Source organism: Paenibacillus sp. MAH-35 (genome assembly GCF_058135425.1).
The window spans coordinates 1-26,698 of the sequence record NZ_JBYUPU010000006.1 but is presented as its reverse complement, the minus strand read 5'-3'; the positions used below and the strand labels follow the sequence as shown (position 1 = coordinate 26,698).

At 56.5% G+C, this 26,698-nt stretch carries 27 protein-coding genes; 1 reads left to right on the top strand and 26 read right to left on the bottom strand.

Translation table 11 applies throughout. The features are described from left to right. Positions 1 to 38 precede the first annotated feature (38 nt). The 26 genes from AC3Y2E_RS08110 to AC3Y2E_RS07985 all read right to left on the bottom strand — a co-directional run bounded on the left by AC3Y2E_RS08110 (position 39) and on the right by AC3Y2E_RS07985 (position 23,996). Positions 39 to 851: a pyruvate, water dikinase regulatory protein gene (locus AC3Y2E_RS08110; protein ID WP_332074331.1), complete on the bottom strand. Its 813-nt coding sequence runs from the start codon at positions 849 to 851 to the stop codon at positions 39 to 41. 115 nt (positions 852 to 966) lie between these two features. Continuing rightward, entirely contained in the window at positions 967 to 1,713 is a 747-nt protein-coding gene (recO, locus tag AC3Y2E_RS08105; protein WP_379209447.1) for a DNA repair protein RecO, read from the bottom strand. Between the two features lie 59 nt (positions 1,714 to 1,772). Continuing rightward, positions 1,773 to 1,916, bottom strand: a complete 144-nt coding sequence (locus tag AC3Y2E_RS08100) for a YqzL family protein (protein WP_190926045.1) — start codon at positions 1,914 to 1,916, stop codon at positions 1,773 to 1,775. A gap of 96 nt (positions 1,917 to 2,012) precedes the next feature. Beyond that, positions 2,013 to 2,909: a GTPase Era gene (era, locus tag AC3Y2E_RS08095; RefSeq protein WP_190926042.1), complete on the bottom strand. Its 897-nt coding sequence runs from the start codon at positions 2,907 to 2,909 to the stop codon at positions 2,013 to 2,015. 403 nt (positions 2,910 to 3,312) lie between these two features. Then, the gene (gene cdd / locus AC3Y2E_RS08090) at positions 3,313 to 3,735 is read right to left on the bottom strand and encodes a cytidine deaminase (protein ID WP_379208988.1); all 423 of its coding nucleotides are present in this window, start codon (positions 3,733 to 3,735) and stop codon (positions 3,313 to 3,315) included. 18 nt (positions 3,736 to 3,753) lie between these two features. Beyond that, positions 3,754 to 4,455 (bottom strand): diacylglycerol kinase family protein, encoded by a 702-nt coding sequence (locus AC3Y2E_RS08085; protein ID WP_190926040.1) that lies wholly within the window; start codon positions 4,453 to 4,455, stop codon positions 3,754 to 3,756. After that, a complete protein-coding gene (ybeY, locus tag AC3Y2E_RS08080; RefSeq protein ID WP_379208985.1) occupies positions 4,452 to 4,988 on the bottom strand; it encodes an rRNA maturation RNase YbeY in 537 nt (178 codons plus the stop codon). Before ybeY ends, AC3Y2E_RS08085 begins: the two co-directional genes overlap by 4 nt. A gap of 14 nt (positions 4,989 to 5,002) precedes the next feature. Beyond that, a complete protein-coding gene (locus AC3Y2E_RS08075) occupies positions 5,003 to 7,249 on the bottom strand; it encodes an HD family phosphohydrolase (RefSeq protein WP_379208983.1) in 2,247 nt (748 codons plus the stop codon). 42 nt (positions 7,250 to 7,291) lie between these two features. Continuing rightward, on the bottom strand, positions 7,292 to 8,263 hold the full coding sequence (locus AC3Y2E_RS08070; RefSeq protein ID WP_379208981.1) for a PhoH family protein: 972 nt from the start codon (positions 8,261 to 8,263) through the stop codon (positions 7,292 to 7,294). Positions 8,264 to 8,329: 66 nt separating this feature from the next. Then, positions 8,330 to 9,514, bottom strand: coding sequence for a sporulation protein YqfD (yqfD, locus tag AC3Y2E_RS08065; RefSeq protein WP_379208979.1), 1,185 nt, complete (start codon positions 9,512 to 9,514; stop codon positions 8,330 to 8,332). A 49-nt stretch (positions 9,515 to 9,563) separates the two neighbouring features. After that, positions 9,564 to 9,842: a sporulation protein YqfC gene (gene yqfC, locus AC3Y2E_RS08060; protein WP_190926032.1), complete on the bottom strand. Its 279-nt coding sequence runs from the start codon at positions 9,840 to 9,842 to the stop codon at positions 9,564 to 9,566. Between the two features lie 502 nt (positions 9,843 to 10,344). Then, on the bottom strand, positions 10,345 to 11,541 hold the full coding sequence (locus AC3Y2E_RS08055; RefSeq protein WP_379208976.1) for a PQQ-dependent sugar dehydrogenase: 1,197 nt from the start codon (positions 11,539 to 11,541) through the stop codon (positions 10,345 to 10,347). A gap of 20 nt (positions 11,542 to 11,561) precedes the next feature. Further along, entirely contained in the window at positions 11,562 to 12,038 is a 477-nt protein-coding gene (locus tag AC3Y2E_RS08050; protein ID WP_379208974.1) for a hypothetical protein, read from the bottom strand. Further along, entirely contained in the window at positions 12,038 to 13,033 is a 996-nt protein-coding gene (floA, locus tag AC3Y2E_RS08045; RefSeq protein WP_379208972.1) for a flotillin-like protein FloA, read from the bottom strand. The genes AC3Y2E_RS08050 and floA overlap by 1 nt, the downstream gene beginning before the upstream one ends. A gap of 51 nt (positions 13,034 to 13,084) precedes the next feature. Next, complete coding sequence (locus tag AC3Y2E_RS08040) at positions 13,085 to 14,473, bottom strand: NfeD family protein (RefSeq protein WP_379208970.1); 1,389 nt, start codon at positions 14,471 to 14,473, stop codon at positions 13,085 to 13,087. Between the two features lie 391 nt (positions 14,474 to 14,864). Further along, complete coding sequence (locus AC3Y2E_RS08035; RefSeq protein ID WP_190926022.1) at positions 14,865 to 15,311, bottom strand: GatB/YqeY domain-containing protein; 447 nt, start codon at positions 15,309 to 15,311, stop codon at positions 14,865 to 14,867. Between the two features lie 9 nt (positions 15,312 to 15,320). Beyond that, entirely contained in the window at positions 15,321 to 15,494 is a 174-nt protein-coding gene (rpsU, locus tag AC3Y2E_RS08030; protein WP_010491812.1) for a 30S ribosomal protein S21, read from the bottom strand. 119 nt (positions 15,495 to 15,613) lie between these two features. Continuing rightward, complete coding sequence (locus AC3Y2E_RS08025) at positions 15,614 to 15,964, bottom strand: histidine triad nucleotide-binding protein (protein WP_190926020.1); 351 nt, start codon at positions 15,962 to 15,964, stop codon at positions 15,614 to 15,616. 21 nt (positions 15,965 to 15,985) lie between these two features. Next, complete coding sequence (locus AC3Y2E_RS08020; protein WP_379208967.1) at positions 15,986 to 16,753, bottom strand: hypothetical protein; 768 nt, start codon at positions 16,751 to 16,753, stop codon at positions 15,986 to 15,988. A gap of 156 nt (positions 16,754 to 16,909) precedes the next feature. Next, positions 16,910 to 17,794 (bottom strand): cation diffusion facilitator family transporter, encoded by an 885-nt coding sequence (locus tag AC3Y2E_RS08015; protein ID WP_379208965.1) that lies wholly within the window; start codon positions 17,792 to 17,794, stop codon positions 16,910 to 16,912. A 175-nt stretch (positions 17,795 to 17,969) separates the two neighbouring features. Continuing rightward, entirely contained in the window at positions 17,970 to 19,517 is a 1,548-nt protein-coding gene (gene pruA, locus AC3Y2E_RS08010) for an L-glutamate gamma-semialdehyde dehydrogenase (RefSeq protein WP_379208962.1), read from the bottom strand. A 25-nt stretch (positions 19,518 to 19,542) separates the two neighbouring features. Next, positions 19,543 to 20,463 carry a proline dehydrogenase family protein gene (locus AC3Y2E_RS08005; RefSeq protein WP_379208960.1) on the bottom strand — a complete coding sequence of 307 codons (921 nt, stop codon included), beginning with the start codon at positions 20,461 to 20,463 and terminating at the stop codon, positions 19,543 to 19,545. A gap of 192 nt (positions 20,464 to 20,655) precedes the next feature. Beyond that, positions 20,656 to 21,762 (bottom strand): M24 family metallopeptidase, encoded by a 1,107-nt coding sequence (locus AC3Y2E_RS08000; protein WP_379208957.1) that lies wholly within the window; start codon positions 21,760 to 21,762, stop codon positions 20,656 to 20,658. Positions 21,763 to 21,947: 185 nt separating this feature from the next. Continuing rightward, positions 21,948 to 22,247 (bottom strand): hypothetical protein, encoded by a 300-nt coding sequence (locus tag AC3Y2E_RS07995; RefSeq protein WP_379208955.1) that lies wholly within the window; start codon positions 22,245 to 22,247, stop codon positions 21,948 to 21,950. A 76-nt stretch (positions 22,248 to 22,323) separates the two neighbouring features. Continuing rightward, complete coding sequence (locus AC3Y2E_RS07990; protein ID WP_379208953.1) at positions 22,324 to 23,145, bottom strand: alkaline phosphatase family protein; 822 nt, start codon at positions 23,143 to 23,145, stop codon at positions 22,324 to 22,326. Positions 23,146 to 23,174: 29 nt separating this feature from the next. Beyond that, positions 23,175 to 23,996, bottom strand: coding sequence for an SMR family transporter (locus AC3Y2E_RS07985; RefSeq protein WP_379208950.1), 822 nt, complete (start codon positions 23,994 to 23,996; stop codon positions 23,175 to 23,177). 552 nt (positions 23,997 to 24,548) lie between these two features. Here AC3Y2E_RS07985 and AC3Y2E_RS07980 point away from each other — a divergent pair. Next, positions 24,549 to 26,459, top strand: coding sequence for an FAD-dependent oxidoreductase (locus tag AC3Y2E_RS07980; RefSeq protein WP_379209445.1), 1,911 nt, complete (start codon positions 24,549 to 24,551; stop codon positions 26,457 to 26,459). The last annotated feature ends 239 nt before the right edge of the window (positions 26,460 to 26,698 follow it).

The following is a 26,698-nucleotide window of genomic DNA, read 5'->3' as shown; positions in this document are numbered from 1 at the left end:
AATCCTGCTTCCGTAGTTGAAATTGGTTCAACATGCCTTTAAGCGCGAATCAGGCTTAGGATAATGCCCGCCGTTTCCTCCACCGCTTTGTTGGATACGTCGATCACTTTGCATCCGACGCGGGACATGACCGTCCTTGCATGATCGAGCTCCTTGTGGATTCGCTCGAACTGGGCGTAGAGGGCGTTGTCGGCGAGACCCAGGCTTTTGAGACGCTCGCGGCGGATCATATTCAGCTTGTCCGGATCAATGACGAGTCCGATTACTTTCTGGGGTGAAACCGTGTACAGCTGTTCGGGAGGCTGAAGCTCCGGCACGAGGGGAACGTTCGCTACCTTTAACCCCCGATGCGCCAAATACATCGACAGCGGCGTCTTGGACGTGCGGGATACGCCTACCAGCACGATATCGGCCAGCAGTACGCCGGTCGCATCGCGTCCGTCGTCGTATTTGACCGCAAACTCCACGGCCTCGACCTTTTTGAAATAATCCTCGTCGAGCTGATGAATAAGTCCGGGCTGATGCCGCGGCTCCTGATCGAATGCTTTCTCCAGCGTCGAGATAATCGGACCGAGCAGGTCGATGGAGATCACTTTGCGCTTGCGCGCCTGGGCGATCAAATAATCGCGCAGCTCCGGAACGACCAGGGTGAACACGACGATTCCGTGCGCCTTGGCCGCTTCGGCCACGACAAAATCGACGCCCTCCCTGCCGTTCACATAAGGCGCCCTGCGAATTTCCACATGGTTCGGATGAAACTGGATAGCCGCCGCCTTGAGCACAGACTCGGCCGTCTCGCCGGCGGAATCGGAGACGACATAGACGATAGGTTTCGGATGATTGCGATTCATGGCTTCACCGCCCATGGATGAGATCGTTAAAAAATCCCGACTCCCGGGACGCTTAGCCTCGGTGACGGGTTCGAGAAATAATACCAGATTCGGAAGAGGAAAGCAAGCAGCTCCGTTAGAGCCCGTATTTATCCATCTGGTCGATAAAATTGCGCGATTTCCATTTCACATCGATATGCTCGTCCAGAAATTTGCGGATGAACAGCTTAAGCTGGCTTTTCGTCCCGGCTTTGACATCCGTTCTGCCGAGCCGCCGGATATCCATGTTCAAAAACAGCCGCAGCAGCTTGAGCATACCTTCCGTTACGGCAAGGGCACCGGGGTCGTTATGCCGGCAGCGTGGGCATAACGTTCCTCCCATCGGGATGCTTAGCGACATAGCGCCGTCGGTGGAGCCGCAGGAGACGCATTTGCCAAGCTCCGGCATGTAGCCTGCGATCGCCAATATTTTTAATTCGTAGATGTGCACGACGATTTGCGGATCTTTGTCTTCGTCGATCGCGTCCAGCGCCGCTTTCAGTTGGTCGAACAAGGGGGCGTTGCGCTCGTTTTCCCCCATCGTCCGTTCCGTCAGCTCCATCAGATAAGAAGCGTAAGCCGCCTTATGGATGTCTTCCCGGAGTCCCTGATAAGCGTTCCCGATCTCCCCGCTGTTCAGCGTACCCATCTGTCCTGCTTTGTAAATGACGAATTCGCCGTATGTAAAGGGCTGTGCGATGGCCGTATGGCGGCTTTTCAGCTTTTTGGCGCCACGCGCCATCACACTAAGCTTCCCTGCCTCTTTCGAGAAAATCGATAAAATTTTGTTGCCTTCCCCGTAATCGACGCTGCGAATTACGATGCCCTCGACCCGAACCAGCACAACCATTCCCTCTTCCCATGAGAGATCGAACTTGCTCTTTCCTCTATCGCTCGTCCCGGTTAATTCAACTCGTCAGCGTCGTCCGAAACGATATCTTCCTCCTCCTCGGGGCGGACAGATGTCTGATAATCAAACTCCTTATACAGCAGATACGACTCAACGTCTCCGGTCATCGTAAAATACTTCCACGAAAAGTCACGCATGCGGCCCATCCTTTCACAGAGGAAATATTCTGCTTGTTCTGTCATAGGATGAGCGGTCAGCGTATCGAGTATCCAATGTAAAAATAGCCTATTGCCTCAGTCGTGACGGAAGCCCAAATCTTTAAGCACATGCTCGCGGTTGCGCCAGTCTTTTTTGACCTTTACCCACATCTCCAGAAAAATTTTGGAGCCGAGCAGCGCTTCGATATCCCGTCTCGCCTGCTTGCCGATTTCTTTCAGCAGCGCCCCTTGCTTGCCGATCACGATCCCTTTCTGCGAATCGCGCTCCACATAGATCACCGCGCCGATCGTCACGATCCCGTTGTCTTCCACCTTCATATTTTCGATGGCGACCGCGATCGAGTGCGGGATTTCTTCCCGCGTCAGGTGAAGAATTTTCTCGCGAATCAGCTCGGCGCAGATGAACTGCTCGGGGTAATCCGTCACTTGATCGGAAGGATAATACTGCGGTCCGGGTTGCAAATATTTGCCGATCTGCTCCAGCAGCGTGTTCACATTGTTGCCTTGCAGCGCGGAGATCGGGACGATCTCGGCAAACGGATATAGATCCTTGTAAGCGGTAATGATCGGAAGCAGCGCTTCCGGATGAACTTGATCGATTTTGTTCAGCACCAGGAATACCGGAGTCTGCACGTTTTTGAGCCGTTCGATAATGAACCGGTCGCCGCCTCCGAGACCGTCTACGACGTCGACAAGGAATAATACGGCATCGACCTCGTCAAGCGTATTTTCCGCTACCTTCATCATATAGCTGCCAAGTTTGGACTTCGGTTTGTGAATGCCCGGCGTATCGAGGAAGACGATTTGCATCCCTTCCGTCGTGTATACGCCCTGAATCTTATTTCTCGTCGTCTGGGCTTTGTCGGACATGATGGCGATTTTTTGGCCGATCACCTGATTCAGCAAGGTCGACTTGCCGACGTTCGGCCGGCCGATAATGGCAACAAAGCCCGATTTATGTTGGTCCTTCATAGTTTCCTCCAGTTGGTTGGGGGCAATCCCCTGTTTCTTTATAGTTTCCCCTTTATAAATATCTGCCTCTATGGATTATCCAACCCCCTCTTTCCCCCTTCGACAAGGGGGAGGACCAGGGCGCTCGCGCCCCTGGACCCAGCCAAGTTTTCGAGAGAGATAAGATGAGTGAACTACCGCAGCTTCGAGTTTGGACCGCTTTCGCATCCCTAGCCTTCGCCTGCCGGCAACGGCTAGGGATGCACGCTTTCAGTCGTGGTTCTTGAGGTCAGAAAAGAAGTGAAAAAACCTAAGCGTTGAAAATGACGGGCATCTTGTTCCTTATGTTAACCTATTTACGGTCATGCGAATACCTTTTGCTCTCTATCTAAATGGAGCACTCCTCGCTGTTAACTTATTAACCTCATTTTTCCAACAAATCGTTAGGGCCAAAGGCCCCCGGGAGCAGCCCGGAAACGGTCATCCGGGCGATGTCGCCCTTCAGGTTGGCCATAATAACCGGCATGTCCGGAGCGCACAGCTCCAGCAGTACTTGGCGGCAAACGCCGCAAGGCGAGATCGGCCCTTCCGTATCGCCGGCAACCGCAATCGCAGCGAACGTACCGGGCTGGTGACCGTCGGCGATCGCCCGGAAGAGCGCTGTCCGCTCCGCGCAATTCGTGGGGCCGTAAGCCGCATTTTCCACATTACAGCCGTAATGAATGCCACCTTGTCCGTCCAGCAAAGCGCTGCCGACGCGAAAAGCGGAATAGGGCGCATAGGCGCGCTCGCGGGCGGCCAGCGCATGGCGGATAAGCTGCTGCTCGTCGATCCCGTTGCTGCTCATAGGCGGCTCCCTTCTTCGTCACATATAATTGATCAAGTAAAAGGCAAGGGCGGTCATGACTGACCCGATGAGGGCTCCGGCCGCCAATTGCGGCAGCTGCCGGCTCCGCTTGTCGTACAGGACGAACATAAGCTGGATCGACAAGCTGTAGCCCAGCAAGGCGACTAAAGTATTTGCCGTCAATAAAGCGATCCATGTGGCGATCGCAAACGATACCGCGGTCAACAAGCTCGGCCGGAGCGGAATCCGCTGGTTGGAAAACCGCGTCTGGGCGACGATGACCGTCATCGCAACCAATGCGACCAGCGTCCAGATCAGTCCCGGCGTAAGGCCGCTCTTAGCGGTGCCAGCCTCCCGGATCAATCTCTCGATCGGTTCGTAGAATACGACCATACCGACTATAGCGGCAAAAACCGCCGATACGAGAACGGCGGCCGCAGCTACGTCTTTAGCGATTTTCGCCAGCGGATGGCGGTCCGGCATCGCCAGATCGACCGCCTTCTCCACTGCGGTATTGATAAGCTCGCAGACGATCACGAGCGTAACCGACAACAACACGAATAAGATTTCCGTCTTCGGAAGCTTGAATACGATCGCCAGAATGAGCGTTAGTATCGCCGCCGAAAAATGAAACTGCATGTTCTGCTGGGAAGCTAAGGCGTACCTCAGCCCTTCATAAGCGTACCGGAAGCTCCTGCGGAACTTCTTGACGTCTCTCATCTATGCAGCCCGGCTTTTTGCAAAACCGCCTCCTGCTTGCCGAACATCGCGCGCTCCGATTCCTCGTCCTCATGATCGTAGCCGACCAGGTGCAGGAAACCGTGTACGAACAGGAAACCGAGCTCGCGCTCGAGCGAATGTCCGTACTCTTCGGCCTGCGCGATCGCCCTCTGGACGGAGATCACGATGTCGCCGATCGGATCGGGGTAGGACTCGTCTTCCAGAACGCCCCCGATCTCATCGCCGGCCGGGTCGGCTTCCTCCTCGTCATCCGTCCCGTATACGATGCCCGGTTCGTCTTCGGTGCTCTCCAGCATCGAAAACGATAACACATCGGTCGCTTTATCGATATTGCGGTACTCCCGGTTCAATTGCCGGATCGTCTCGTCGTCGACGAAGCTTACGACCACTTCGCCGTCCTCGATCCCTTCCGCTTCGGCGGCAATTTTCAGCAGTTCCTCCAGCCGGGCGATGAGCGGCTCACCGATCTGTATCGCATCCTGCTCGCTGTTCCAGTTTAAGCTTAAACTCATCCGTCACCGTCTCCTTACGCTTGTTTCGCTTCCTTGGCATCTGTGCTTGCCGCCGGGGTGTCCGCCGGATATTCGATCCGGGAGTGAAAGATGCCCAGCAGCGTTTCGTTCAACGTCTTCGCGATCGTCTCCAAATCTTTGAGCGTCAAGTCGCACTCGTTGAATTGGCCGTCGTCCAGACGTTCCTTTATAATTTTACGCACCATCGTATCGATCTGTTCGATCGAAGGATTGCGCAACGACCGTACGGCCGCTTCCACGCCGTCGGCGATGCCGATGATCGCCGCTTCCTTCGACTGCGCCTTCGGACCCGGGTAGCGGTATTCCTCCTCGGGAATCGGCTCTTCGCCTTCCTGCTGCAGCTTCTTGGCCTTGAAGTAAAAAAACTTCAGCAGCGTCGTTCCGTGATGCTGCTCGGCAATATCGCGGATCGGCTTCGGCATGTTATGCTCCTTCAGCATCTCGACTCCGTCGCGGGCGTGAGCGACGATGATCGATTTGCTCAAGGAAGGCTCGATAGAATCGTGAGGGTTTTCAATGTTCGTCTGGTTTTCGATAAAATAGCTGGGTCTTTTCGTTTTGCCTATATCATGGTAATACGAGCCTACCCGGCAAAGCAAACCGTTCGCTCCGACCGACTCGGCCGCCGCCTCCGACAGATTGCCGACCATTACGCTGTGGTGGTACGTGCCCGGCGTCTCCGTCAGCAGCTTGCGCAGCAGCGGATGATTCGGGTTCGACAGCTCGACGAGCTTCAGCGGCGACAAGATGCTGAACGCCACCTCGAAGAACGGCATCAGACCGATGACAAGCACCGCCGTCAGCAGCCCGGACGAAACGGAGAAAGCAAAGGCCAGTATAATCTCGGTGCGCGAATAAATATTGTCGAGAAAAATAAGAGCCACGATCGTGATCGATCCGAACAGCGACACCATAATGCCTGCCTTGAGTATCGACGCCCGCTGGTGCGCCCGCTGGATCGCGAAAATCGAAGTCAGACATACGACCAGCGCCGGCAGCCCGTATCGGAAATCGAACAGCGATACGCTTCCCTGGTTGTATATAATGCTCGCCAGGATAGCGAAAATGACCGATGAAATCAAAGCGATCGGCATCCCGATCAAAATCGTGATCAGCATGGCGCCCAAAGCGACCGGCGCCAAATAACCGATATTCGAATATTCGAGGTTTTGCCCGAGCGCGACAATCTTCATCCCGGCTACGTTCAAGACATAAATAAGGACGAGCATCAGCAGCTGGACGTTGCCTGTCCGAATCGGCTGTTCGCTTTGGCGGATAAACATGAACAAGGACAGCACGAGCAGCCCGCTCAGCACAATCAGCCCCAGCTGAGGCAAATAGCTGACCTTTTCCTTAAGCAGATCCATCGCTTTCAGCCGTTCGTACGTTTCCTCCGTCACCAGCTCGCCTTTGTGAATCAGCACGTCGCCCTTGTTGATGTAGACCGGCTTCGTATTTTCCCGCGCCTTCGCCCGCTCCTCTTCGGTCCCCTTCTGGTTGGCGAATTTGTTCGGAGTGATGACGAATCTGGCGATTTCCTGAACCATCTCGCGGGTCGTATTTTTGGTAAGCGTAGACGTGTTAACCAGTTCCGCGACCCGGGCGCGCGCCGTCTGCGCGTTGAGCAGCTGGTCGCTCATCAGTCTGCCGACTACGTCGATCGCTACCGGCTCCATCGCGTCGAGATCTTCCTTGGACAACCTCGGCAGCTTGAAGTACACTTCCTCGGGAATCCGGTACTGCTGGTCGCGCAGCGCGGCCTTCACTTCGTTAAGCAGCGGTTCGTTGGCCGGGTCGCTGGACTTGATCGAGCCGTACAGCATCTCGGCATGGTCGTTGTACATCGTCGGAAACACCGAACGGAACACATTAACCTTGTCTGCCGCCGCCAACTGATCGTCGGCGTTGATTTGCCGCAGCTTGGCGATGATCGCCTCGACCAGCTGTTCGTTTTTCATCGACAAAATGGAATAGACGGGCTGCACCCGTCTTGCTGCTTCTTCCTTGACCTTTTCGGTTTCGATTGCGTTCTGGTACTGTTCCGTGGCGTAGATCGTCTTCTCGCTGACTGCTCCAAGCTGGACATTAAACGTCTGCGGGATCACTCTCGAATCAACCGCTATGTAAAACAACAATCCCAGCAATACGAACAGCAGAAGACGGATCCCGAAGCTGGTCTTCCAGCCGCCAGGCCGGATCGATGGTTGTCCGTCGTTGGAATTCCGCTGGTTTTGAACCACTCTCGTTCAGTCCTTTCTTTATGGTCAGGACTAAAATCAGGGTCAGCCCTTTATGTTCATATCTTCCTGCTGATACGCGACGATAATTTTCTGTACGAGCGAATGGCGGACTACGTCCTGGTCGGCGAAATAGACGATTCCGATCTCCTCGATCGACTTCAGGATACGTTCCGCCTCGACAAGGCCGGAATTTTTGCCTCTCGGCAAATCGATCTGCGTCTTGTCGCCGGTGATCACCATTTTAGAACCGAATCCGAGGCGGGTCAAAAACATCTTCATCTGCTCCGGCGTCGTGTTCTGCGCCTCATCCAAAATGATGAATGAATCGTCCAGAGTTCTCCCGCGCATATAGGCGAGCGGCGCGATCTCGATCAGCCCGCGCTCCAGCGACTTGGCCACCTGCTCGGGTCCTAGCACGTCGTTAAGTGCATCATACAACGGTCGCAAATAGGGGTCAACCTTTTCCTGGAGGTCTCCAGGCAAAAAGCCGAGGCTCTCTCCCGCTTCCACCGCCGGGCGGGTCAGCACGATACGCTTGACCTGAGCTTCCTTCAGCGCGACGACGGCGAGCACGACGGCCAAATACGTCTTGCCCGTACCCGCAGGTCCGATGCCGAACACGATGTCCCGCTTGCGGATCGTCGAGACATAGTGGCGCTGGCCGATCGTCTTGACCCGGATCGGCTTGCCGCGGTAGGTCGAAGCGATTTCCCCTTTGAACAGATCGAGCAGCTGGTCGGCCTTCAACTCTTTGGCGAGCTCGATTGCGTACAGAATGTCCCTCTCGGTAAGCGGATAATTGTTGCGGATTAATTGAAGCAGCACGTCGAACAGCTGCTCCAGCCACTTCAGTTCGGCTGGCGCCCCCTGGATGACGAGCTCCGCTTCGCGAGTATTGATTTTCGCTTCCGTTTCACGTTCGATCAGCTGGATGAACTTGTCCTGCGGTCCCAGCAATGCAAGCCCTTCCGCTGCATTTTTGAGTGTGATTTTCAAATGTGTCGCTTGATTCAAAAAAGCCTCAGTCCCTTTGTCGTCGTAGTCGAATGCGGGTTCCTCTGCGCCGCTGCCGCCGGCCGGTCATGGAACGATCGGCTGCTCGACGGTGATCGGCTGTTCGATCTCGAAAAGCACTTTCATATAAACTTTACCATTGTCCGACTTTTCATGCAAAATAATCTTTTCGCTCTTGTATACGGCGCCTTCTCCGGCCGCTGATACAACCTCGGTCCGAGCCCGCTCGAGCGCGATCGCTTTCGCCTCCTCGGGCTCCAGCTGAACTTCCTCGACGTGCGATTCCAGCAGCGTCTCCTTCAGCCAGCCGAACGGCAGCTTCCAATTGCGCCATTGCACCGTCCGACGGTCCGGTATCGATTCGAACTGGGCGAACGGCAAATCGCCGTAACCGCTCACCTGCAGCGCCCTGCTGCCGATCACCAGATAGGAGCGCGTCTTCGTCTCCCCGGTATATACTTTGCGGGTCAGCACCAGAGGGATTTCTACGGACGCCTCGGTCCAGACGATCCCTCGAACCGTCCCTTGGGCGACGACGGTTTGCTGATTGGACTCGTCTCCGATAATGCCCGAGATCAGAATATCGCCCTTGCTTACGTTTGTGTTGGGCTTCACCAACGGCTTTCCTTTTTCGGCCAATATTTGAGTGACCAGCGCGTTTTTGGACGCAACGAGATGGCGCGGACTCATCAGCTCGCGCGGATCGGGACGCGACGATTCCACCACCTTGATCCGAATATGCGTCCCCTGCACCTCCACGCCTACCCAAGCGGTGCCGGGCAGCCGGTTTTGCAGCCTGTGGGACAGCATGTCCGGGTCTTCGAGCCGGAACTTCCATTGAAACCGGTATATGCCGTGCTCTTTCGCCGCCTGGACGATCTCAGCCCTGCTCAGCTTCTCGTTGCCTTCCACCTCCACTTGCCAGACAAGCATGGACAGCGTGTAGATCGCGAGGAAAAAGCAGACAATGCCGACAAGAAACATTTTTCGCCGCCCGAGCTTGTCCAGCACGAAAGGAAACCCGTGCCGGCCTTTCACGTGCAGCTTCATGCCCGATTCCTTCAAAATCGGGCGAAGCCTGAAAAAATCGCGGATGACGATATACAGCTCCGCCGTCTCCTGATCCGTGTAACGGATATCCCAGATAGCGAACCGGCTGTCGATCAGCGTGTTCAGCACTTTCTCCATCCGGGGACCCCGCAGCTCGACACATACATATCCCCGCACCCGGTTGAATAACGTAGTTTTCACGTTCTGCTCCTCCTTCACAACGGCTTGTACACGATACGCCCGCAAGGGGCTATTCCGAATACCGGATGTCGGTGATGACCCCTTCTATGAACACTTCTTCCGGTAAGATCGCTCTGATCACCAGCTGCTTGCCGCGTATTTCCAGTTGCCCCTGGGTCAAGCCAAGCTTAAGCACTTCGCTGGAAAAATGGAGAACGCCACGATGGTTCTCGATATACAGCTGTCGGTTGCCGATCATCGTGAATCGGGGAATATCCAGCACGACGTCCTGAGGGAGGTCGAGCAGTTTGGCTGTTAGTTTGCTCAGTCGCCGGTTCCATGGCAGCATGTCGCGCGGTCCTCCTTGCCTTATAACCGTAGCTTCTACCACCATATGCGGGAAAAGGGCAAAAAAGACCGTTTGACGGCCCCTGCCGTCACTTTGCCGCAATAAAAAGCACTTCTCCATGTCTTCGGTCGTCGTATAGGCAAATTTCCACCTACAGTTGATCGATACAATGAGAAGTGCTTTTGTTTTATGGTTTTTGAGTGCATGCCTGCCCGCTTCCATACAGCCCGTGAATTAATCGGAAGTTTACCTTCCGCTATCTGTTGTTCGCAGCAGGAAATTGACTTTTAGCGGAACATTTTGTTCCGTTATTTTCAGCGTAATCGTCTTTACCCCTTTAATAGTCCAAAATAAAGGAAACCAACCTTCCGCTATAGCGTGAAAGTAATGTATGATGCAGGAATTACGGAAGTCATGCTTCCGCTAGGTGATGGCTGCGAAATTCAAAAAAAAGCCTCACCGCGACAGTAAAGCCGCGATGAAGCTCTTCCTGCAAGCCGAATCATTTCGGCTTGAAGCGTATAATCCGATCGTCGCTTGCAGCCGGCGTTCCGCGTCCGTCCCGGTTGTTGGTCAGCAGGTACAGCGACCCGTCCGGCCCTTCGGTCACGTTCCGGATTCTCCCGAACTGCCCCTTCCACAGCGACTCTTGCCCGGTGACGCGAACCGGGTCCGCGCCTTCGAGCGTCAGCTTCAGCACTTGCTCGCCCCGCAGCCCGGCGACCAGCAGCCGGCCCTTCCACGGTCCGTTGGCAATAAAGGTCATTCCGGACGGGGCCCAGGTCACGGACGCCCCAGAATGGAGCAGAGGCGTTCTCAGGACGGTTCCTGCCGGCAGCGGCTGCTTCGCCTCCTTCGCATCACCCTCGATAAGCGGCCAGCCGTAGTTGGCGCCCTTCTCGATGATGTTGATCTCGTCCTTGGACGTCTGCCCGTGCTCCGAGCTGAACAGCCGCCTGCTCCCCGGCTGCCATGCCAATCCTTGCGGATTGCGATGGCCATAGCTGTACACCGGCGATTTCGGATCGGGATTGTCCGCCGGAATCGTGCCGTCGGAGCGGATGCGGAGTATTTTGCCTGCCAGACTGCCCGGAGTCTGCGACAACTCCCGCTCCTCGGCGTCTCCGGTCGTCACGTACAGCAGCCCGTCCGGTCCGAAACGGATTCGCCCGCCGTCATGGTTGCGCTGCCCGGGAATGTCGGCGAGCAGGACGCGGTCGAGCTTCGCCTTGTTCCCTTCCAGCACGAGACGGAGCACCCGGTTTTTGATTCCGTTCATTTCGTAAGAATGGTAGGTGTATATGTAACCGTTTGCGGCAAAGTCCGGGTCCAGCGTCAGGCCGAGCAGTCCGCTTTCGCCTGTGCTGACGAACGGCTGCCCGCTAAAGGCGAATACCGGTTCCGCAAGAAGCTTGCCGTCCTCGATAACCCGGATCGTCCCCGGCCGCTCGGTGAAGAACATCCGGCCGTCCGGGGCAAAAGCGAGATCCCACGGCACATTCAGCTTGTCGGCGACGATTTCCGGCTCTCCGTAAGGAACTGCCTCCGCAGCGCCCCGGTGGCCGGAGCCGTCCTGTCCGGCTTGAACCGGATTCCCTGCATCGCGGTTCGTGCCGGCCTCTTCCCGCTGACAGCCGGTGAAAAAAAGCAGCACCGCCACCGCCGCGATGCTGCTACGAATCCATCCGTATCGTTTCATCTTTATTTGGTTTCCTCCCTTTAGCGGTTTTTCGCGCCGAACGGTTTCTTGGCACGCGGAGGTCCTAAAATTTCCGCCCACATCATGCCCCGCATCGCCTCACTCGGGGACAGCTCCGGCTCTATCCCCTCACCGGGAGCGGCGGACGGCCCCCGTCCCGTTCCGGATACCGGAGAATCTCCCATTCCGGACGCTGCGACGGAGAGCGGGGCCGTCAAGTCGGTACGTCCGTCTGCCCGCTCCGCCGGACGCGCCTGCGGGCGTTCGGCCGGAGCGGATGTCTCCGGCTGCGGGTAGGACGGCGCCGGCCAGCGGCGGTCCGTGCGGCTCGAGTCTCCTCCGAACGAAGGCATCATCGGGTTGGACTTGGGCCGTCTGCGGCCGTTCTGCCCGTTCCCGCCCTCTTTGCGAAGCCTGGCCAGAAACGTCAGCGCAATACCTGCGACGAAGATTACCAGTCCCAAATTGGCGGATATGAACTCCAGCAGCCGTTCCATCACACGTGATCCTTATCGTTTTTGTCCGGCTGTCCCATCTTGCCGAACGAAGATCGCATCTGCGTATCCGACTCGATATTGCGCAAGTTCATGTAGTCCATCACGCCCATCTTGCCTTCCCGGAGCGCTTCGGACATCGCCAGCGGCACCTGCGACTCGGATTCGACCACGCGGGCGCGCATCTCTACGACGCGTGCTTTCATCTCCTGCTCCTGGGCGACGGCCATAGCGCGGCGCTCCTCGGCTTTCGCCTGGGCGATCCGCTTATCCGCTTCCGCCTGCTCGGTCTGAAGATGCGCGCCGATGTTTTTACCGATATCCACATCCGCAATATCGATCGACAAGATTTGGAAGGCAGTACCGGCGTCGAGTCCTTTGCCGAGAACGGTACGGGAGATCATGTCCGGGTTTTCCAGCACCTGCTTGTGCGTATCGCTCGAACCGACGGATGTAACGATGCCTTCGCCGATCCGGGCGATGACCGTTTCTTCGCCGGCGCCGCCCACGAGCCGGTCGATGTCGGCACGCACCGTTACCCGCGCCCGCACTTTGACCTCGATCCCGTCCTTCGCTACCGCAGATACCATCGGGGTTTCGATTACTTTCGGGTTAACGCTCATCTGTACCGCCTGCAGCACATCCCGGCCGGCCAGGTCGATCGCGGCCGCCCGTTCGAACGACAGCGGAATTTGTGCCCGCTGGGCGGCGATCAGCGCGTTAACTACGCGGTCTACGTTACCTCCAGCCAAGTAGTGGCTCTCCAACTGGTTATTCGAAATCGGCAATCCCGCCTTATGAGCCTTGATCAGCGGGTTGACGATCCGGCTCGGGATAACCCGGCGGAGACGCATCGCCACCAGGGTAAATATCCCGATACGAACGCCGGACGCCAGCGCCGAAATCCACAGCATGACCGGGAAAAAGCTGAAAAATACGGACAGTACGATAATCGATAGGGCAACGATAAGCAAAATGAAAATGTAAGACGGCTCCATGTATCGGACTACCTCCCTGATAATAGTTGGACGTGCCAGATTAGCACGCTGTTACATTTGCTGGACGGTTACGACGCCGCCTTCAACCTTGACTACCTTGACCGGACGGTTCGCTTCGATAAACTCGCCTGCCGTGACGACGTCAATTCTCTCATTAAAAAATTCCGCCGTACCAGCCGGGCGAAGCGGGGTCAGCGACGTGCCGACCGCCCCGAACAGATGGTCTTTCGAGGTGTGCGAGACGTAGCCCTGCTCTGTCTTCATCTCGTCGCGCAAAATGAACTTGTTCCAGATGCCGTACCGCTTGAATATTTTCACCACGATGAAAATCACGATCGCGGAGAGCGCGGAAGCGATGCCGAGAGACAGCAGGGCGTTGCCGGTATCGAAGGCCGCCAGCACGACACCGCTGATGATCGATAGGATGCCCAATATACCGAGAATGCCAAAGCTGGGAACAAAGATTTCGATAAGAAGCAGCAAGACGCCCGCGATGAACAGCACGATATCTTCCCCTCCCGCAAATCCGGCCACATAGTGACCGAAAAAATAAAGCCCGAATCCGCTGATGCCGAGTATCCCCGGAATGCCGAAGCCCGGAATCAGCAGCTCGATCACCACACCGGCAATGCCGACGATCAGAAGCACGGTCATCACGACCGGATGAACGAGAATCCGCGCCAGCTTCTCGGCGAAGCTCGGCTCGAACGTTATGACCGTAGCGCCCGTCAGCCCTTTACTCGCAATCGCTTCCTCCACGGACGATACGATTTGATCCGCATACCCGACTTTGAGCGCTTCGTCCGCAGTCAACGATACGATCTCGCCTTTGCCGACCGTCCGGCCGATTTGCGGCATTTCGGTGATCCCGTTTTTGTCGACCATGCCTTCGGCGATCTCCGGATTGCGCCCTCTCAGCTCGGCCGCCGCCCGCATCTCGCTGGACCAGTGCGATACGATCTTGGCGCTCTCGATCTCGTTGCCTCCAAGATCTACGACAGCGGCTGAGCCGATCGTGCTGCCGGGACTCATCAGGATGCTGCCGTCGTTCAAGGCGATATAGCTGCCGGCGGATACGGCACGGCCGTGTACGAACGCGGTAGTCGGAACCGGGCTTTCCCGGATCAGCATGCCGATTTGCTCGGCCGAATCGAGGCGTCCTCCAAGCGTGTCGATATCGAGCACGATCAACTCGGCGCGAGCCTCCCGGGCATCCTCGAACGCCCGCTCCAGGAAGCTGTACAAGCCGCTTTCAACCGTCTGCTGAACAGGTACGACATACACGAGCTTCCCCGGCGATACTTCGTCCGCTTGAGCCGCCTGGGCGGTCTTGCTGGCGAGCTGTACCCCTACCCCAAGCATCACCGCACCGGCCAGGACGACGGCGAGCAGCACATACGTCAACAACTTCAACCGAGGTCCATGAACAACATTTCTCATAGCTCCTCCTTCATGACGGACCTCAACCGGGGGGAACCGGAGCGCCGCCATCCATCCTATTTCCTCTTTAAGAGGTTGTTCATAAAGTCCACTTTTGATCACGAAGCAGATCAGGAAGCCTGCTCGACATCGAATATGGAATTCAGCCGGAACTTCCGGTGCTCACGTAGTGCCCACTACGCTCCGCTCCTCATTTCCCAGCTTCATCCAATCTTCTCGGTGCTGAAAACTGGACTTTTTGAACACGCACTTTAAGTATGTTCTACGTAAGCGGAGAAAGAATGTTTCAATAAATGTTCATAATGATCCAGACGATCTTGCACCCAACAAAAAAACACCCCGCATGGAGTGTTGTTTTTGTCGGTAGTACGGTGTCGGAACATATCGGCCTTCACTGAGAAAGAAGCTGCTGAACGATCTGGTTAACGAGTCGGCCGTCGGCACGACCCTTCACCTTAGGCATCAGCGCGCTCATCAATTTGCCTAATTCCGCTTTGGAAGAGACTCCAGTTTCCTGGATCGTCTGCGATACGACAGTTTTAATCTCTTCCTCGGTTAATTGCTCCGGCATATATACGGCAATGACTTCAAGTTCTTTCTTCAAAGTCTCGGCGAGATCGTCCCGGCCCGCCTTTTCGAATTCCTGGAGGGAGTCTTTGCGTTGTTTGATCTCGCGATTCAGAATATCAAGTACTTCGTTGTCGTCCAACGTCTTCTTTTGATCTATCTCAACGTTTTTAATCGCCGATCGAATCATTCGGATGACGGATAGTGAGAACTTGTCCTGATTCTTCATGGCTCGCTTCATATCTTCGTTCAACTGTTCGCTTAAGCTCATGAGATCCTCCTAGAACTTTCTCTTACGAGCAGCCTCCGACTTCTTCTTGCGCTTAACGCTAGGCTTCTCATAGTGTTTGCGCTTTTTGACTTCCGCCAAGACACCGTCTTTCGCAATGGAACGCTTAAAGCGACGAAGTGCAGCATCTATGGTTTCATTTTTGCGAACTCGAGTTTCGGACACTAGTTTTCCCTCCCTCCGAACAGACCGTCCAAGACGAAAACACTGTTTATCAAACTACATTATAATTGAAACGGAAAGGGGGTGTCAACCTACCGCCCTGAACCCCTTCGGCAGCCGCCTCAAGCCTTGACGTTTAAGCCGCCAAGCTGCTCGCCGCCGAGCACGTGCACATGGATATGATACACGAGCTGACCGCTGTCGGGCCCGACATTGTTTACGAGCCGGTACCCCGATTCGGCGATGCCCAGATCGCCGGCTACCTGCTTGGCCGTAAGCAGCAGCTCGCCCAGGACGGCTGCGTCCTCCTCCTGCGCTTCGTTCATCGAAGCGATATGCTTCTTGGGGATGACGAGCACGTGGGCCGGCGCAAGCGGCTGTATGTCGTGAAAAGCGAGTACGCGGTCGTTCTCAAACACTTTGCGGGACGGGATTTCTCCCTTGACGATTTTACAAAAAATGCAGTCATCCATCTCCAACACTCCATTTTCACGTTAGAATAAACGGATAATCACTTGCGACAAATATTCCATCTCCAGCCGCTCGGTCATAAAATCGACGATCAGCTTCTGCTGGCGCTGCTTGAGCTCTTCGTCGTCAGGCGCTTTCTGGAGCTGCTCCTCGGAGGCGATCAGTTCATCGCGAAGCCAGACGAGCTCTTCCTGCTGCTCCTGCACCGTCTTCACCAGCTTCTCCAGCTCCTCCGTCTCCAGAACGAGCTCGGTTATATAGTTGTAACATCCGGCGAACGTATTCTCATTTTGGTAAAATTGCTCTTCCGGATATTTGGTGCGGATATATTGCTGCATCCCCAGACCGATAAAGTGCGCGGTTACTTCCGGTTTGCAGTTCATCTTCAAATAACGGAGAAATCCTTGCGGCGAGCTGCCCTCCGGATTGCTCATGTCGGCGTCTGCGCCGTACGACTGCTTGTAGATCCAAGCCAGAATTTTAAGCTCGGACCCGGTGTAGATGCGGTGGACGAGCAGCTCGTGCAGATCGTCCTTCAGCCCTTCGATCGATTCGATCGAATCGCAGTAATGGACAAGCTGGTTAAAGACCAGATTTTTATAGTTGAGCAGATCATGGAAATCTTTCTCATGTTCGACTCTGGACAGCAGACTATGCAAACTTTGCTTCAAAATGCTTACATTCGATGCCTCGGCAAAAACCGGATTGTTCACCATCATCTCGTCGTTCGCCATAAAATAATCAACCACGGCATGAATATCGTGGATGCCGGTATACGTAATCGTCGTCATTAAAGTGGAGACTCCCTCCTGGTAGGTTTCAATTGTCCTCTTCATGATACCAGAAAACGAAGGCTCGTGCAGGAAATGTTGCTCGGCGCCGGGCCCGGCGCGGCTTTGCCCGCTGTCCGTCCGGCAAACTCCGGCAAACGCGCGGGCAAGGAAGCCTTAAGGGGTTCGTTCCGGAACGTCTCCCGGCTCGATATGGACGTGAACTTCCATAATCTTATGTTTGGCTTTCAGTCTTTTCTCGATATGTTCGCTAATGCCATGGCTCTCGATCACATTCAGATTCGGATCGACCTCGACGATCACGTCCAGCAGCACCCAGCTGCCGTACACGCGGGCGCGAATATCTTTCGTATACGTCACTCCGGGCGTGCGGCCGATCGTCGCACGCAGTCCGTCCAGCTTGTCTTCCTCGAAGCCGTCCGTCAGCGCATGGGTGGAAGACTTGAAGATGTCCCACGCCGTCTTGCCGATGACGATGGAAACCGCCACTGCGGCAAGCGGATCGAGCCAGGGGAGGCCGAGCTGCGAGCCGAATATGCCGACCGCCGCTCCGATGCTGACGAAAGCGTCCGATCGGTTGTCGTGGGCCGCCGCATGCAGCGCCTGGCTGTCCAATTTCTCGGCAAGTTTGCGGTTGTACATATAGACGGCGTACATGGCGATCGCAGCGGCGATCGCGATCCAGCCGGCCTTCAGATCCGGTGCGGGCCGTTCGCCGGCGAACAGCGACTGCATCGCCCCCCACAGCACGTTCACCGCTACGCCGGCCATCACGACAGAAGCGATCAGCGCGGCGATCGTTTCCGCTTTGAAATGCCCGTACGGATGGTCGGTATCCGGCGGCTTTTGGGCGATCCTCAGCCCGATCAGGACGGCGACCGATACGAACACGTCGGACATATTGTTCATACCGTCCGCCGTTAACGCTTCCGATGCGAAATAAAACCCTGCGCCCACCTTGAAAACGGACAGCAGGATGTAAGCCGCGATGCTGACCCAGGCTCCTTTTTCCCCTTGCTTCAAATCTGCGTACCCGTCCATGCCTGCTCCCTCCGATTGCCAACCTGCCGAAAAAACATGAACCCATCGTACCAGACGACAATCGAGTGGGTCTAGAGAAACAGTTTTATACGGAAGCCGCTTTGATGAGAGGGGGAAACAATTTTCCCCCCGGCGAATAGTATTGCCGGAGGGCCACCCTTTAGCCCTATACGGGCTACCACCGTTCGGAGACGACTTTCGCCTGGGTGAAGAGCAGCAAATAATCGCGGCCTCCCGCCTTCGAGTCGGTCCCCGACATATGAAAGCCCCCGAACGGATGAACGCCGACGAGCGCTCCCGTGCATTTGCGGTTGAAATACAGGTTGCCGCAGTGCATCCGGTCCCGGGCGTATTCCAGATGCCCCCGGTCGTTCGAGAATACGGCGCCGGTTAATCCGTATTCCGTATTGTTGAATATGTCGACCGCGTGCTCGAACGATTCCGCCTTGCATACGGCAAGCACGGGACCGAATATTTCTTCGTGCATGATGCGCGCGTCCTCTGCGACGTCGGCGAAAACCGTAGGAGCGATATAGTATCCGTCTCCCTCCGCTTTGCATCCTCCCGCAGCGAGCCGCCCTTCCCCTTTGCCGATCTCGATATAGTCCAATATTTTATGATACGCCTTGCTGTCGATGACAGGACCGATGTCCGCATTATGCTCCGGCGGACCGACCCGGAGCGCTTCCGTCTTGGCTATGACCCGCTTCAGCACCTCGTCGTATACGTCCCGGTGCAGGATGGCGCGCGAGCCTGCGGAGCATTTCTGCCCCTGATAGCCGAATGCCGACTGCACGATCGCCGCCGCCGCTTCTTCCTGATCGGCCGAGCTGTCCACGACAACCGCGTCCTTGCCGCCCATCTCCGCGATGAACCGCTTGATCCACAGCTGGCCCGGATGGGTAACTCCCAGCCGCTTATGAATGCGCAAGCCGACATCGCGGGAGCCGGTGAAGGAGACGAACCGCGTAAGTGGATGATCGACCACATAATCGCCGATCTCCGATCCCGCTCCCGGCACGAAGTTCAGCACTCCGGCAGGCAGGCCCGTCTCCGCCAGCAGCCCGGCGAATTTGGCGGCGATGACCGGAGAGGTCGAGGCCGGCTTCAGCAGGACGGTATTCCCGGATACGATTGCCGCCGCGGTCATGCCCGCCATAATCGCCAGCGGGAAATTCCAGGGCGAGATGACGACGCCGACCCCTAGCGGGATGTAGGTCAGCCGGTTGTCCTCTCCGGCAACCGGAGTAAGCGGCTGGGGAGCCCCGAGCCGGATTGCTTCGCGCCCGTAAAATTCGAGAAAATCGATCGCCTCGGCAACGTCCGCGTCGGCTTCGCTCCAGTTTTTGCCGACTTCGTACACGAGCCAGGCCGCATACTCGAACTTGCGTCTGCGCATGAGAGCGGCCGCTTTGAATAGATAGCCGGCCCGGACGTCCGGAGCGACGAAGCGCCATGTGTCGAATGCGCGTTTCGCCGCGGCCATCGCCTTACCGGCGGCGGCAACGTCCGCCTGCGCCACGAGACCGATCGTCCGGCTTAACGAGCCCGGGTCGATGGAAGCGGCGACTCGTCCCGTGTATACGGACTCCCCGTCTATGACGAGCGGATAAGTCCGGCCCAATTGGCCCGCCGCGAGACGCAAAGCCTGCCGCATAGCGTCGGCATTCGCCGGGAGCGAGAAGTCGGTGAACGGCTCGTTCCGGAATTCGTTTCTGTTCATGTACACGAACCTCCTGACCGCGAATTCAAGATTTGAACATCGATTTCAAGACGAAGCGCACGTTCGCCGGACGCTCGGCCAGCCGCCGCATGAAATAGCCGTACCAGTCCCGGCCGAACGGGACGTACACGCGCATCTTGTAGCCCAGACCGGCAAGCTCCCGCTGGCGCTGGGGGCGGATGCCGTACAACATTTGAAATTCGAAACCGGAACGGGGCATGCCGCTCTCCTCAGCAAAACGGATGACGGAATCGATGATCCGGTCGTCATGTGTCGCGACAGCGGCATAATGGCCGTTTCGCAACTGTTTCTTGATCAGACGGATGAAGTTCCGGTCCACATCGGACTTATCCGGATATGCGACCTCGGCAGGCTCTTTGTAAGCGCCTTTCACCAATCTCACATTCGGCGCAAAATCGGCTAACCGATCCAAGTCCGCCTCGCTTTTGTACAAGTAGGCTTGAAGAACAAGCCCCACCGCCCCGCCGAATTCGTTATGAAGCGACTGAAACAGCTCGATCGCCGGTTCGTTATGGGCATAATCCTCCATATCGATCCGGACGAAGCTGCCGTACTCCGCCGCCCGGCCGACAATCCGCCTCATATGGCTCCGGCAATCGCCAGCCGAGAAGTCCAATCCGAGCTGGGTCAGCTTAACAGACAAATTGCAGCGTATTCCGGCCTTTTCGATCTCATCCAGCGTATGAAGGCACGCTTCCGCCGCTTCCGCCGCCGCCTCCTTCGTCTCCACGTACTCGCCCAAATGATCGAGCGTCCCTTCGATGCCGGCTTCGTTTAATCCGGAGACGGCCCGGATTGCCTCGGAGACCGTGACTCCGGCGACAAATCGGCTTGCCCCGAGCCGAAGCCCGAACCGTTTAGCCGTACGGTGGGCCAAACGGTTTCTGGATAAATACAGCAGCGTATTCCTCATCAATCGTTCCATGACGACTGACACCTCCGTGCCGGCGTTTCGCTCTCATGCGAAATCGGCCGCCTGCAATACTATATGCCCACCCTCGGTCGCAGCGTGACTCGGCAAACCCGGACGAACAGAAATAGGAGCCGCCCCGATTCAGGCGACTCCCGCAATTTGCATTCCACAACTGTCCGGGAGGCAATTCTCCCGGGTTATCCATTATACCACGGTTAGCTCTTTGGAAACGGAAGCATTCACCGATTCGCCTCCGTCGTCTGTTACGATTACAATATCTTCGATCCGCACACCGAATTTGCCGGGCAAATAAATGCCGGGTTCTATGCTGAACACCATGCCTGCTTCTACCGGCAGCCCGTTCCCCGTCTGCACGCTCGGCTCTTCATGCACGTCAATGCCCAACCCGTGACCGGTCCGGTGAATAAAATACGGGCCATAACCACCTTCCTCAATGACCGCGCGGACCGTACGGTCGATCTCGGACAGCGTCACTCCGGGACGAACCGCCCGCAGACCGGCCAAATGGGCTTCCTTCACGAGCTCGTACACATCCCTCTGCTCAGCTGAAGGCTCACCGCCCACGGCAAACGTCCGGGTCATATCGGAGCAGTAGCGGTCCAGCTTCCCTCCGGTGTCCACGATTACGAAGTCGCCTTCGCGCACAACGACCGTTCCCGGTGCGTGGTGCGGATTGGCGCCGTTCGCGCCGGACGCCACCGTCGGATTGAACGACAGCTCCCGAATCCCTTCGCGGCGCCACAGTTCCTGCAGCTCGTCCAGCAGCTTCTCCTCGCTGCTGCCGACACGAAGATAAGTCTGGAACGACTCCATAACGCGGTTGGCGACAGCTGCCGATTTGCGGATCAGCTCCAGCTCTCCGCGGTCTTTCACCATCCGGAGCCTGCCGGTCATCTCCGTCCCGCTGCGCCAGTTGACACGAGGCCGGTGGCTCATCAACCGGAGCAGATGGCCGCTGGGCCAGCTGTCATCGATGCCGACAACGCCCGCATGAGCAATCCCCCCGGCCAGCAGCGCGGATGCGTCTACGCCGTCCCGCCAAAACAGTGTCTCCATCCCAAGCGAACCGAGCTCGCCCCGGTGCAGATCGGGCGCAATCAGGAATGCGTCTTCCTTACGGCGGACGACCAACGCGGTCAGCCGCTCATGCGCTTCAATCCAGACACCGGTAAAATAAAACAGATTGGCGGCCGACGTCACGATCACCGCATCGGCTTGCACTTGCTCCAGCAGCTGCCGGAGCTTTCCTATTCTTCCGGGATAAGGCGACCCGTTCATCATCGCGATCATCGATCCTTTCTCAGGGAAATGACATTGCCGGCCTGTAACGCTCCGGTATCCGCTTCGCGGCCTGTACCCTTATCCTTATTCTTCGCATTCGGCGCCCTTTCCTTCCGCATGACGACCGGCAAAAAAACAGGGCCGCCTCCGCGCTTGCGGGAGAAGACCCCTGTATCTATCATTTTACGCCTTTTTCAATAGAAAGGAAGCAGCGACAAGGCGAGCAGTGCCGCAAGCGGCAGAACGACTCTGCGGAATCGTCCGCCCGGGTAGTACGGATTAAAATAAGGCGGGTAAAACCCTCCCGGAACATACGGAAAATATCCTCGCCGGTCGTTGGCCTCGTCGCCCGGCCTTACCGGAACGACCATATAAACGTATTCCTCGTCTACAAACTCGATAATCCCGTCCACAGTGCCCCCGTCCGCCACCTGAATCCGCACATACCGGTGCATATGCTCCCGGCATAACGCCTGTGCTTCGTGCTTATGCATCTTCCAGCACCTCCATACCAACCATGATATTCACCCATGGCCGGATGGTTCCGTTCAAGCGGCGGCAAAGCTTCGCTCAAGCTGTGCCGGAAAACAGCCCTTCCGGAAGCTTCGCTTCCCATTGGGACGGTGCTTCAAGGCCAAGCGCGTGAACGATAACGGCAGCCGTATCGGTAATCGTCAAGCTGTCCGGGACCGCAGATCCCGCACGGACGCCCGGCCCCGCACATGCCCAAAATATCGTTTGGTCCAGCGGGTGGCTGCTTCCGTGACTGTCCGGACGCTCTCCCCCGCCGCCGTGATCGGACAGCACGATGAACAACGTCTCTTCCGTCCATCCCCGGGCCGCCACCGCCTCGATCACCTTGCCGGTCCGGCCGTCGGTTTCCGCGATGGCCTGCATTTGTCCGGCCGTGCCGTATCCGTCTTTGTGACCGGCTATGTCTGGAGCATCGAACTGGATGAACATCAGGTCCAGGCCGGAACATTCGCGGATATGCGCAGCCGCCGCTTCGGCAAGCTCATCGTCGCCCAGACTTACGAACCGGACGCCGGCCGATTGTTCAATAATCCCGTTATTGATCGGCTTCCAGCATACATAAGAAGCCAGCTCGCCAGCCGGTCTCGCTTCCCTCACCGCTCGGAATACGGACGGATAAGGGGACTGCTCCGGATACGCGCGGCTTGCCGCGATTCCGTTGTCGAGTCCGTGCTTGAGAGGGCAGACTCCGTGCAGCATGGAACCCCAGCATTGCGCGCTAATGGTCGGCATAACCGCCTGCGCCTCGTAAGTACAAGCCCCTCTTGCGATCAGCCGGTCCAAATTCGGCGTCCTTGCTTCGCGCACAAAATTGCCCGCACCGTCCCATCCGATAACGATCACTCTTTTGGCAATCATGATCCATCCCCTCCCGTAATCTGATCCGCCTACGAACCGCCCCACAGCCCGATGGACACTACACCGGCCGTTATGACGACAGACATGGCGATACGTCTGCTTCCCTGCTGCTCCTTCAGAATGAATATGCCGAGTATCGTTCCGAACACGGTTCCCATCTCCCGGATCGGAGCGAGATGCGACAACGGAGCGAGCTTCACGGCCAGCAAAAACAGCAAGTACGAGCCCGGAGACAAAAAGGTGCCGGCAACAATTCTCCAGCGGTTCGCCCTCCACTCCGTCCGCAGCCTGCCTTTGCGCAAAGCAAGCGGCGTCAAAAGCCCGATATACGCAATGTTGCATAATTCGATCAGCGCGAGGGGGGATATGTATTCCAGCACCACTTTATCGGTGGACACATATCCGGTGATGCACAACCCGACCGCCGCCGCAGGCCATAGATGCCGCAGCCTGGTAACCGACAAGGAACCGCTTCCGATCGCAAACAGCCCGAACACGATACAGCCGATCCCGAGCCATCCGGCCAGCGTCAACGATTCGCCGAATATCGTCACTCCGGCAACCGGAACGAGCAGCGCTCCGATTCCGCGCATGAGCGGGTATACCTGGGACATATCCCCCTTGGAGTAAGCGAGCGGGAGCAGGAGAAAGTACCCGCACTGAAACAGCATGGACAGCACCATAAAAGCGTATCCGCGAAGCGGGATATGGGCTTCGCTTAGCTCCACGATGAAAAAAGGCAGCAGCAGCACGAACGACCCGATATGAATCGCCCACAAAAAAGCGCTTTTGTTAATACTCGATTTCGTAAATAAGTTCCAGACGGCATGCGTAAATCCCGAAGTCAGCACCAATCCGAGCGCAATGGAAATCCCCGTTCCCTCCTATCCCCATGTTGTCGCTCCCATCATAACGCCGTGAAATGGATATCGTCAATAGAAAACGCAATGTAATACAACAAATTAAACTCAAAAACATGTAATTAATCTGCAAATAAGCACAACATTGCAACAACAATAACAACAACATCATCACAACAGCCCATCAACACGACAGCATCAACAACAGCAAGTCCAACTGCTCCATTAAGCTCCCCATACATCCGAACCGCCTGCATACGGCTCCGGCCGCGCTCGTGTCTACAACGTCCGAAACTTATTATTACTAAAGGTCTAATTTCCCTCCAAAAATCCGTCCATATCGTGACAAAAAAACAAAAGCTGCAAAATGTCGCGGTTCTCGGGGAAAAACTCGCAAAAATAACGCCCGACCCAAGCCGAAAAAGGCTGAATTTCGACCGGAAAAGCCCAATTAGACTAATAGTCTAATCCCGGATAGACTGCCGGTCTAATATAAGTTACAATGGAGCTATACTGGTCTCAGAGGGTGATATCGTGAACATAATGCGCGCCTCCACTCTCAAGAAACGCGACTTGGTCATCGAAACGGCGCTTCGGCTGTTTATGGAAAAAGGTTACGAAAATGTAACCGTCGATGACATCATCGCAGCTACTCACACGTCAAAGGGCACGTTTTACCACTATTTCAACAATAAAGAAGATATTATCGCCGAAGTCGGCGAGCGGCAAAGAGCGGTGATCGCCACCTGGCTGCGCCGCTCCCCGGCGCAGGTGCAATCGCTGGAGAGCCACATTAACCGGCTGTTCCTCGATCTGGCGGCAGGCATTAGCGCCTCCCCCCGCCTGATGCGCAGCATGACCGCGCTCGCCCTGCAAAACGACAAAATCAACCGGAATCAACGGGAACAGACGGAGAAACTGTACGACGCGTTGCTGCGCTGGCTGCCCGATCCGGACAAGGCGGCTCTGCTGATCAGCGCTTACACCGGGATCGTAACGAAATGGTGTATGAGCGAAGGAGACGACCTGGAGCAGCTGATCCGCACCGAGTTCGCCCTGCTGTGGGCCGGGCTGCGGTCGGACGCCCGGGTGGAGCCTCTGTCCGTCGCTCCGAAACAAAAGGAGGATTCACCTATGAAAGTGGCAGTAATCGGAGGCGGACTGGCAGGTTTGACTGCCGCCGCTTATTTGTCCGAGGAATCCGGAATCGAAGGCGTACTGTTCGAGCGCAGCCCCCAGCTCGGCGGACGCGCGTTCACCTACGAGAAAGCGGGCTTCACGCTGAACTACGGGGCGCATGCGATCTACGGGATCGACCGGCACAAGCTGACGACCTTGGAGAAGGAGCTGGGCTTGTCGTTCAGCAGCAAGCAGGTCGATAAACGGAAGGTGATGTACGAGAAGCACGACCAGATTACGCCGGCTCCGCTCGATTTCGTCAACCTGATGAAAACCGAGCTGCTCAGCACGATGCAGAAAGTACGGTTCGTCGGCGAAATAACAGCGATTATCGCGAATATCCATCAGATGAAAAACTATCAGACGCTGGGCGACTTCCTCGCCGATTCCGACGCCGCTGAAGATGTCAAAGAGCTGTGGGAGCATCTCGTCTGCTCGAACTTTTTCATCACTCCGGAAGATGCGCGCAAAGTACCGGGACCGGTTATCGCCGACTATTACCAGAACCTGTTCCTCTCTTCCCGGCCGGTGAATTACGTGCTCGGCAGCTGGGCGGTCATTACGAATCAGCTGAAAGAGAAAATCGAAGCGTCCGGCCAGTGGGAAATCACCTTGCAGGAAGGGATCGACGGCATCCGGTACGAGGATAAGAAGTTCGTCCTCAAATCCAAAACGAGGGAGCTCGCGTTCGACCGGATCGTCTTCGCCATGCCGGTGCAGCAGGTGATCAAGCTGCTCAAAGGAACCGCCTGGGAGCCGTTCCTCTCCCCGTACGAGACGAATACCGCGACGGAAGTGATGGTGTACGACGTCGGTCTGAGCCGGGTGGTGGCACGGCCGTTCTCCTACATCAGCGACATGAACAACAAGCTGTTCATCAGCGACGTTTCCGCCACCGACCATACGCTCGTACCGGAAGGCGGCCAGCTTCTTCAGGGGATCGCCTATCTGAGCGACGAGTTCGAGAGCGACGAGCTCCGCAAGCAATATCTCGAGCAGCGCACCGTCCAGATGGAGCAGCTGTTCGACAAACATTACCCGGGCTGGCGCGAAGCGATCGCCGTGAAGCGCGTATCCAAAAAAGCGATGGTCGCCAGCGTAAAAAACATCGCCACGAATTCACTGCTGCCCAACCGGATCGAAAATGTGCCGTTTTATTTTTGCGGGGACGGCTGCGTAGGCAAAGGAGAACTGGCGGAACGCGCTTTCGGAAGTGCGCGCAACGTGGCGAAGGCGATTCTGAAGGAAATTCCCCAGCCTGCGGCACTTGTGTAGATCGAGGCTTAAGTAGGTTCAGGGACTGTCTCCACAATTTTTCCGTTTTTTTGCGCTCAACCTAAAGAACCGATTTTTCTCAATAAAAAGGACCTCATCCTCCACTTTACCGTGGAAGCCGAGGTCCTTTCGTTTCGTAATCGGGACGCTCCTGTGTCAGGCCGAGCACGTTCAGGACAGCTCCCCTTTAGGTCCAGCCACCAGCGCTCCTCTTACCCGATAGCTCGGGAGGCGGCGGT